Here is a 9,816-nt window from a genome sequence, read left to right as displayed (position 1 = left end):
GAATAGGCCGTTCCACACAAATACCTTTTTAACTTTCCAGTCTTGACAAAACAGCTAATTGTAATAGATAATCAAAGTGAGCATTTATTTAAACTAAACCATAGGAGGTCAATTATGATAACCGTTGGCGATATTAACATGGGTTACCGAATTTATGGTGAAGGTGATCCATTAATTTTGATTATGGGTTATGGCAGTACGATGGATCTATGGGAAGATCGACTGATCCAATCATTTGCAAAAGATTATCAGGTCATCATTTTTGACAATCGCGGCATGGGTGAAACCAGCGCCGGAGAAAAAGACTTTTCTATTGAGCAATTCGCCGAAGATACCTACGGTTTAATGGAATCGCTTAACCTCAAAAGCGCCCATGTGTTAGGCTGGTCTATGGGCTCTTATATTGCCCAGGAACTGGTTATCAAATATCCTGAAAAATTCAATAAACTGGTTCTTTATGCGACTACTTGCGATCCGAGTATGTACCCCCCTGCCGCAGAAGTCATGACAATATTATCCGATCCTTCTGGAACTCCAGAAGATCAGGGCGCACGTTGGATTCGCCTGCTTTTCCCTGCAGACTGGTTAATAAACCACAGCCAGCGCATTAAAGAAATATTCTATCGACCTTTAGGATTGATCAATCCAGAAAACATTGAGAAACAGAGCCTCGCCATCGAAAAATGGCCCGGAACCTGTTCGCAGCTAACCTCTCTCTTTCACAATACTCTTCTGATCACAGGCGCCGATGATGTCCTTGTTCCGGCTGAAAACTCTGATTACATGGCCAGCAAAATCACAAATTCTAAACTTGCTAAGATCCCAGGTGCCGGACATGGTTTAATGTTTCAATCTCCCGAACAGTTCACAGCGACTGTCTGCGAATTTTTAATTAGCCCTTAATACAAAGCATACAGAAGACAGTCTGCGATTCAAGCAATCTATCGCGGATTGTCTTCTTTTTGACGAATACATAAAAAAAAACTACATTTGGAGCTTGTTATACTCCAATGCAGTTTTTAAATTTACAATTTTTATTGTAATGCCGGCTTACCAGTATATCGCAACAGCGCCTTACAGACAGCGGTGGTGAGAATTCCCGCCACAATCGCTTCGGGAATGCCGTTGATGGCAATCACTGACAGGATGACGCCATACAACGTCGAAACAGCCACATTTTTTACTTCGGCATAACTTTGTCCGAAAAACAGATAAATAAAATTCATGACCAATAGGGTATTCGTCAATGATCCCGCAACTCCAGCAAAGGTTAACGCCAACACGTCATTGTTATTTACTTTCTTCATACCCTTAAAAACATAATGGGGCACTACGCCAACCAGAATTCGGGGTACAAAACAGATTATCAGACTCCAGAAATTACCAGAATAGGTTCCCAGGGAATAGAACGGGGTGAACACAAATGATGTCACCGTCGGATTAAAGGTATTGTTGATTAAGCTGGTCAGTCCAAAAACAAATCCCAGAAAAGCGCCATAGAATGGTCCCAGAATAATACTGCCGATAATCACGGGGATATGAATAATGGTGGCTCTGGTGAATCCCAAGGGGATATAGCCAAGAAACGGTGTTGCCGCCAACAAAATAATAATCGCTACAAAAAAGGATAGTTTGACCAAATCCTTGGTCTTGATGTTTTTCATTTTAACCTCCCGCTATCGTTCCAGTCAAGCCGGATACAATGCACCTATATTTTATCGTCTTTTTAATTTAATTTCAATAAAAATTTATATTAACATTTGATTTACTTCAAAAACAAACGTAGTACCGACTATTGTTACATCATGTTGTTCGCATCGGGGCGAACATGGCGATAGCCTGTCCGAACCCGCAGCGAACAACAGATTAACAATTGATCGGTACGGTAGCAACCGACTATCTGAATACAATAAAAACTTATATTTACTCCTGACCCCCGGGTTTGGTATAATGATTATGAAAATTAATGAAAACAACTGGAAAAGGAAAGCCGATGAAAAATCTATTAAAAAATAAAACCGTTGTTCTGGGCATTACCGGAAGCATCGCTGCCTATAAAATGGCCAATGTAGCCAGCAGCCTCACCAAAATGGGTTGCGATGTTCAAGTCATTATGACCAAAAATGCCCAGGAGTTTATTGCCCCGCTGGTCTTTGAGAGTTTAACCGGCAACAAGTGTATTGTTGATACCTTTGACCGCAATATCTCTTATGATGTGGCTCATATCAGTCTGGCCAAGCGAGCCGATCTTTTTATGGTGGCACCGGCTTCGGCCAATGTCATCGGCAAAATCAATGCCGGGATTGCCGACGATATGCTCACCACCACCATCATGGCCTGCCATTGTCCCAAGCTGATCGCACCAGCCATGAATACCGCCATGTATGAAAACCCGATTGTCCAAAACAATCTGAAAAGTCTGAAAAACTTGGGTTATAAGATCATTGACCCAGCAGTCGGAATACTGGCCTGTAAGGATGTCGGCGCCGGCAAGCTTCCGGATGAGGCGCTGCTGATTAATCATATCCTCCGGGAAATCGCTTATTTTCATGATCTCAACGGAAAAAGAATTATGATTACTGCCGGTCCCACCTGCGAGGCCATCGACCCAGTAAGATACATTACCAATCATTCCAGCGGGAAAATGGGTTATGCCCTGGCCCAGGCAGCCATGCTCCGGGGTGCCGATGTGACCCTGATCAGCGGCAAAACCGCTTTGACCGCACCGGCCTTTGTCAATGTTGTCCCGGTAGTATCGGCCAGTGACATGTGCTTCCAGGTGATGGATCATTTTGAAGCAACCGATATTGTCATTAAGGCTGCTGCTGTTGCCGATTTTAAACCGACAACTGTTGCCCCTGAGAAAATAAAAAAACGGGATGGACGACCAGCCATCAACCTGACTCCGACTATTGATATTTTAAAGACCATTGGCGAAAAGAAGCGTTCAGACCAGTATGTTTGCGGTTTTTCGATGGAAACTGAAAACATGATTGAGAATACCAAAGAAAAACTCTATTTCAAAAATGCGAATATGATGGTGGCTAATAATTTAAAGGAAACAGGAGCCGGTTTTAATACCGCCACCAACCGGGTAACGATTATGACCCTGGAAAAAACCGAGGCACTGCCCCTTTTATCCAAGGATGCGGTGGCACACCGGATTCTTGATGCGATCCTGGATGAACTGTAATGACCATTAACCAACTCAGTCATGTTGCCATGGAAATGGGGGTTATCCTCCTTTCCAATGGTGCTGAAACCTACCGGGTGGAAGAATCCATGCATCGGATCTGTATTGCCCTTGGTGCCAAGGAGGCTGAAATTTTCGTCGTACCGACCACCATCATCATCTCTGTCACCCTGGAAGGGGAGGTTCCGCTGACCCGAACCCGACGGATTCATTCACGCAAAATAGATTTGACCAAGGTATCCGAAATTAATCATTTATCCCGTCATATCTGCTATGAACCAACCAACTACAAGGACCTGTTGGCCGACATCAGGCGCATTGATACCATCCCTTCTTATCCTTACTATCTTCATGTTTTGGCTTTTGCCTTTATTTCCCAGATGTTCACCCTTTTTTTCGGGGGAAGTTTTGTCGACAGCTGTGTCGGATTTATGATTGGGATGGGTATTAAGCTGCAAATGGATATCATGGGTCGCTTTGAAGCCAATGTTTTTTTTACCAATATTGTCGGTGGTCTGATCGCCTCAACTGTTGCAGTAGCTGCTTCAGGGCTGGGACTGACCACCAATATGGACACCATTATTATCGGCTCGATTATGACCCTGGTACCTGGGCTGGCCATCACCAATTCAATCCGGGACATTATTGCCGGGGATTATCTTTCCGGTCTGGCTAAGGGTATTGAGGCACTGCTGATTGGCGCTGCCATTGCCGCCGGGGTGGCTGTACCCCTGAGTTTATTACGACCATTCTGGGGAGGTTGAAACCATGAATTACATCGCACCCTGTTTATATGCTTTTGGAGCATCCCTGGCCTTTGCCTTCGTTTTTAATATCCCCCGGAACAAACTACTCCTTTCTGCCCTGGGCGGAATGCTGGGACAGCTGGTTTACGTCGTTTTTCAACTGGTGATTTCCAATGATGTTATCCTCTATCTGCTGGCGACCATTGCGATCTCCCTTTATGCTGAAGTGCTGGCTCGTTTAACCAAATCGCCCACCACTATTTATCTGGCGGTGGCCTTGATTCCACTGGTGCCAGGCGGCGGCATCTATTATACGATGCTTTATTTTATCAACAGCGAGATAGATCTGGGGATCTCCACCGGCATTCACACCCTGCTGATCTCCGGAGCGCTGGCGGTCGGCATTATTATGGTCTCATCGACTGTCAACCTGGTGCGCAAGGTGATGATAAAAAGTAAAACAAAAATAAGAAAGAAGATTAAATATGGCAAAAACACTTAAGATATTTCTTGTTTTTGTTTTGTTGGTTAGTTTGACCGTGGTAATCTGGGGCTGTTTTTTTACAAAACCGGAAGATACCACCAAAATAGCGAATTACACACAGCTTGATTCTGCCCCTCTGGTACCAATCAGCCCACTTTCCCGGGAAACCCTGAACTGCCAGAGCTTTATCGGCAATCAGCTAACCTCTGTAGATGGCGGCATTTATACCAATTATCAGAACACTGAGCAAACCGGAGACCTATCTACCGGTCACGAAATTCTGTCCGAATCGATGGGATTATTATTGGAGTATGCCCGTTTAACCGGGGATCAACGGCTTTTTATTGAAACCACCGACTATATTGAGGATCATCTGATTGTTGATGATATTTTGTTGTGGCGCATCGTTGAAAACAGCGATCCAATTACTGATGTTTCAGCCACCATTGATGATCTGCGGATTTACCAGACCCTGACGATGGCGAAGGAACAATGGCCACTTAATGTTTCCGGCACGAAGATTTTTGAGACCCTGGAAAATCAATTGCCGACCAGGGGATTTCAGTCCGGCTACCTGGTCAATTACTACAGCGCCGCCAGTCCCACCCAGGATAAAACCGTGGAAGTGGCCTATATCAACCTCTCGGCTATCCAGACGCTGACGGCGGAAAAACCAGAAATCGCCGCAGCCGTGACAACAAATCAACAGATTCTGCTGGGCAGCTTTATTAGCGAAACCCTGCCGCTCCATCATAAAAGCTATGATCCCCAAAAGCGCAGCTATACCGATGCTGACGGAAAAATAAACATTCTGGACAGCCTGATGGTGATCCAGAATCTGGCGCAAGCCGGAATCTATTCCCCCCAATCCATTGATTGGCTGGAAGAAAAGATCGCCAGTGGCACCCTCTATTCTTATTATGATCCCCATACCGGGGCCGCCCTGGATACCCAGGAATCCTCAGCCGCCTACGGCATCGCCGCTCAGATTGGTGCGATGCTGGGAAATGAGTTTTTAACCGGCAACGCCCTGACCCAACTTAAAAAGCATCAGAATGCAGATTCCCAGAGTCCCTTCTACGGTGGTTTCGGCTATAACAATAATGCCTACTCCTACGATAACCTGCAGGCTCTGCTGGGGCTGGTTTATAACAAGTGATCGCTTCTGCGATATGACAAACAGGATGAAAGTGAGTAACCATGAAAAAAATCAAAATCATGATTCTTTTTGGAACCCGGCCGGAGTCCATCAAAATGGCGCCGCTGGTAATTGCTTTAAAAAAAGATCCCCGTTTTCAGACGCTGGTAACCCTGACCGCCCAGCACCGGGAAATGCTGGATCAGGTGCTGGCGCTTTTTGCCATCGCCGCAGATTATGATCTGAACCTGATGAAGCCCGGCCAAACCCTGTCCTATCTCACGGCCAGTATTCTCAACGATCTGAAACCGATACTGGCAGCCGAGGCCCCGGATATGATTCTGGTTCATGGCGATACCACCACTGCTTTTGCTGCCGCCCTGTCGGCTTTTTATGAACAGATCCCGATTGGCCATGTGGAAGCTGGCCTGCGGACTAAAAATAAGTACTCCCCCTACCCGGAGGAAATGAACCGGACCCTCATCAGCCAGCTGGGCGACCTGCATTTTTCCCCCACCGTCGGCAATCGGGATAATCTAATTCGGGAAGATATTCCTCTGAGCCGGATTATCATTACCGGCAATACGGTCATCGATGCCTTACTCATGACCGTTAAGGCCGACTACCATTTTGAAAACCCACTCCTTAATACCATCGACTACCAAAACAGGCGGGTGATTCTATTAACCTCCCACCGCCGGGAAAATATCGGTGCGCCGATGGAACATATCTTCTTAGCCATCCGTGAACTGGTTCTGGCCAATCCGGATGTGGAGGTGGTCTTTCCGATGCATCCCAATCCCCTGATTGCCGAAACAGCCCTGCCGCTGCTCGCTGATCTTGACCGGGTTCATATTCTGGCACCCCTGGATTACGGCGAAATGTCCAACCTGATGGGTCGCGTCTATCTGGTGCTCACCGATTCCGGGGGCATTCAGGAGGAAGCCCCGGCACTGGGTAAACCGGTCGTGGTGCTGCGCCACGAAACCGAACGGCCCGAAGCCGTCGCCGCCGGAACCGTTGTGATGGGTGGCGTTGATAAAAACGACATTATCAGAATCACTCAGCGGCTGCTGGACGACCCCGACGCCTACCAAACCATGGCCCATGCCATTAACCCTTACGGCGACGGTAAGGCTTCCCAGCGAATCTGTGCAGCTATCGCTGCGTATTTTAAATTATAAACCGCTAAAAAAGACCGGGATGATTGCCTCAAAACATCATCAACCCGGCCTTTTTTCTGTTTATATTTCTTTTTTTATTTCAGAACTTAATGCAAAACCTTAACCGACATCGTATTCCATTTCTTTGCGGGCTTTTTCAATAAATTCCAGCGGCGAAACGGCTTCTCCTGTTTTACATTCATCACAATGGAAAACTCCGATTTTTAGATCAATTTCCACCTCGTAAGGCGCTGTGATGGTATAAAACTCTTCGCTTTTGATATGACTCCTGATCCGGTTTTCGACAATTTTTGTTCCGGCCGTATCGGTGATTAAAAACAGGCCAAAGGTGATATCATCTTTTTCGATCAGATAAAGGGTATCCTCTGCCCGCAGACTCCGATGCATCACTTCAGTCATCTGGCGGATAAACAGCGGCAACCGCTCTTCTCCCAGAATTCGTTTGATTTCTTTATAATGTCGAAATTTGATCATCATCAACGATAACTCAATCTGTCCCCGTTTTGACATGCCAATAAAGATTTTGGCATCGCTGATCAGGGTCCGGAAATTCCGCAGCCCGGTAACCGGATCCACGGTGGACAAACTGACATTCTCATCTTCCAGCTCTTTAACGCGGTTCTGCAGTGCCAGATTTCTCCCGGTCATTAAGCTGACCACATAGGTGAACAGCGGCAACAGCACAATCCAGAAATATGAGGAGGCCGTCAGAGGTTCGCCATTCACCAGCACCAGAAAAATCGTGTAGGAAATATAGAAAAAAATCACGATCCCATTGGTGACCAGACCCAGGGTTATATTACTGAAATAGGTAATCAGAATAACCAGAAAGGTAACATTCAGCATCACTAAATTCTGAATATAGTGAGCGGAATCCTGGGCGGTAAAGGTTATGGTGACGAAGGTTAAAACCAGAAAGAAAACAATCCCCAGATCGGATAAAACCTGATCCCGATTTTTCATTTTCGCCATCCTCCCTTCTTGATTTCAATCCCATTCTTGCGCACCACCATGACCAGCCCCACTGCCAGCAGAATCAGCACCATAATGCTGACGACCAGAAAAATCTGGGCTTCCTGGCTCACGGCAATTTGCTGTGCCACAGCAATGGTGGGATTTTTCGGGGCTTTAAAGCGATAGGTCAGCACCTTGCCATTGGCGTCTGCCAAAGTGGCATCGCCTGACAATCTGCCCAGATTTTTCATTTCGCCGAGGTTATTGCCGATCGCCACCAGACCCGTCTGATCAGGTGCCACAACCATCAGACTGGCCCGGCCCGGTTTACTGTACAGAGAATCCAGAAGTTGGGCCGAACCCAGGGTCTTACCATAAGCCGGGTCGATTGCCAGCTTTTCATTGGACAAGAAGCTGCTGCCGTCTTCGCTTAACTGGAAGTACAGCTTATCATTATTGCTTTTGATAAAGCTGTTATTGTCATATGTTCCCACCGCAATAATATTGGCGTAAAGCGCCGACTCATTCATTTCCTCGGGATAAAGCACGGCGATTTCCCCGGTATTCCCTTTGGTATAGCGTCCCATCACCCGGAACATTTTGGCCAGCAGGTTGGCGGTTTCCCCATCCAACTGATCCGGCACCACCAGGCTCACCGCGTTGTAACTGTAATCTGTGACAAAGGGCGCGGGATAGTTTTCAAAAATCAGATCCTGACTGGCCACTGAGTTGATTTTTAACATCGTACTGGGAGTGAGGTAAGCCCAGGGCATATCTCCCTGCCGTAAACTGCACCAGAGATCTTTGATTTCCAGATCAAAGGTCACCTTCACCTGAAACGAACCGCCGATATCTATATCGGTGGGAATCGGGATCGTGGCCTCATCGCCCCCGGCCATATGCTGTGAAAGCTTTCTGCTGCCGACGGGAATATCATTAATGTAAACCGTCATCAATGACCGGTCAAAGTCGAGGTTTTCCGAATACCGGTAATTGAGGTAGAATTCGCTGGCATTGCTCAAGCTTCGATTAGACGGATAGTTGATGGCAAATTCTTTGACCTGATGAAAGGCACCGTTATAATAGGTTCCATCTGAACCGGCAAAACTGATATAGGTTTCAGCCTCATAAACTGGGGTTTTGATGTCTTCAGTTTTTCCCAGCCGCTTGGTGGTGGACTGCAATTGGTTCATCAAGGCCGGGTTTCCCAACATCCGGCCGGCATTGATCAGGGCTACATCGTTTTTAGCAGTAATGATCAGGGTATTGGTTTTGATTCCTTCATTGGTTAGAACCAATACGGCGTCCTCGTCATTGATGCCATTCTGGTCAGCCAGACTGCGGTAATTATCAGGAAGCTGATCGTACCTGGCAATGACGATTCTGTTCGCTGGCAGATTTCCCCCTGGATCACTGAATGTCAGAATCGGAAAATACCCGTCTGTGTAAATGGTCTGATTGGATATACCCGAGATTCCCAACAGGGCGGCATTCAGTTCCGCCGGATTGTCAGCATCAGAAATAATAAACGCCGATTCTCCATATCTCAGGGCATCCACTTCAAAAAAACGATTATAGAAGGATTCAATAGTGGTGGTAATCGCATTTTTGTCAAACCTTACCGAAATATTTGATTCTTTAAAAATATCCAGCCAGTTGGCCTCGCTGACATCATCCACACAGGGTAGGGCATTCTGGGTTCGCATATAGCCGTCGACTCTGATATTATTGTAGCCCTGTTGGAGCGACTCCAGTGGTACGTAAATATCAATGCCATGACGGTTGCCGGAATTGTCAGCCGGGCGTAACGAATAAAAATAGGTCTCATTAATCGCCACTGTCAGACTGGACAACTGTGTATCTGCCAATTGGGTGGCCCGGTATTCCAGATGCAGCAGCACCGATTCGACATCCCAGTCTTTGGCAATCCAAAAGGTTTGTTCAGTGGTTGAAAACAGCCCCTTCATGGAATGATCAGCAAAATTGGTAACAAAGGACCGGGTTTCTGTCCGTGCTTCCGACTGGGGTACCCCGCCATAGTTGGCCGCACTGACCGGCTGAATAAACATCGCCAGCAGCGAACTCAACAAAATTATCATAATCGTTAATCGTTTCAT

Annotated in this window: 9 protein-coding genes; 6 read left to right on the top strand and 3 right to left on the bottom strand. The window is 46.6% G+C overall.

Going from position 1 to position 9,816, the window contains the following annotated elements; all coding sequences use genetic code 11:
* Positions 1-114: 114 nt before the first annotated feature.
* Positions 115-903: an alpha/beta fold hydrolase gene (locus tag Q7J41_RS05750; RefSeq protein ID WP_304886116.1), complete on the top strand. Its 789-nt coding sequence runs from the start codon at positions 115-117 to the stop codon at positions 901-903.
* A 131-nt stretch (positions 904-1,034) separates the two neighbouring features.
* Here Q7J41_RS05750 and Q7J41_RS05745 read toward each other — a convergent pair whose 3' ends face one another.
* Positions 1,035-1,664, bottom strand: coding sequence for an ECF transporter S component (locus Q7J41_RS05745; protein ID WP_304886114.1), 630 nt, complete (start codon positions 1,662-1,664; stop codon positions 1,035-1,037).
* 329 nt (positions 1,665-1,993) lie between these two features.
* Here Q7J41_RS05745 and coaBC point away from each other — a divergent pair, with 329 nt between their 5' ends.
* From coaBC to wecB, 5 genes are read left to right on the top strand one after another with little or no spacing between them, the layout of a single operon-like run.
* Positions 1,994-3,193, top strand: coding sequence for a bifunctional phosphopantothenoylcysteine decarboxylase/phosphopantothenate--cysteine ligase CoaBC (coaBC, locus tag Q7J41_RS05740; RefSeq protein ID WP_304886112.1), 1,200 nt, complete (start codon positions 1,994-1,996; stop codon positions 3,191-3,193).
* Positions 3,193-3,957 (top strand): threonine/serine exporter family protein, encoded by a 765-nt coding sequence (locus tag Q7J41_RS05735; RefSeq protein WP_304886110.1) that lies wholly within the window; start codon positions 3,193-3,195, stop codon positions 3,955-3,957. Before coaBC ends, Q7J41_RS05735 begins: the two co-directional genes overlap by 1 nt.
* A gap of 4 nt (positions 3,958-3,961) precedes the next feature.
* A complete protein-coding gene (locus tag Q7J41_RS05730) occupies positions 3,962-4,441 on the top strand; it encodes a threonine/serine exporter family protein (protein ID WP_304886109.1) in 480 nt (159 codons plus the stop codon).
* Positions 4,425-5,582: a hypothetical protein gene (locus tag Q7J41_RS05725; protein WP_304886107.1), complete on the top strand. Its 1,158-nt coding sequence runs from the start codon at positions 4,425-4,427 to the stop codon at positions 5,580-5,582. Before Q7J41_RS05730 ends, Q7J41_RS05725 begins: the two co-directional genes overlap by 17 nt.
* 41 nt (positions 5,583-5,623) lie before the next feature.
* Positions 5,624-6,745 (top strand): non-hydrolyzing UDP-N-acetylglucosamine 2-epimerase, encoded by a 1,122-nt coding sequence (gene wecB, locus Q7J41_RS05720; RefSeq protein ID WP_304886105.1) that lies wholly within the window; start codon positions 5,624-5,626, stop codon positions 6,743-6,745.
* 99 nt (positions 6,746-6,844) lie between these two features.
* On the opposite strand, the gene Q7J41_RS05715 is transcribed toward wecB, so the two are convergent.
* Complete coding sequence (locus Q7J41_RS05715; RefSeq protein ID WP_304886103.1) at positions 6,845-7,708, bottom strand: GGDEF domain-containing protein; 864 nt, start codon at positions 7,706-7,708, stop codon at positions 6,845-6,847.
* The gene (locus Q7J41_RS05710; RefSeq protein ID WP_304886100.1) at positions 7,705-9,816 is read right to left on the bottom strand and encodes a cellulose biosynthesis cyclic di-GMP-binding regulatory protein BcsB; all 2,112 of its coding nucleotides are present in this window, start codon (positions 9,814-9,816) and stop codon (positions 7,705-7,707) included. Before Q7J41_RS05710 ends, Q7J41_RS05715 begins: the two co-directional genes overlap by 4 nt.

Source organism: Acetobacterium sp., assembly GCF_030652775.1.
GTDB lineage: Bacteria > Bacillota > Clostridia > Eubacteriales > Eubacteriaceae > Acetobacterium.
Note: the sequence above shows the minus strand (reverse complement) of the source record. Positions and strands in the feature narration are given on the sequence as shown.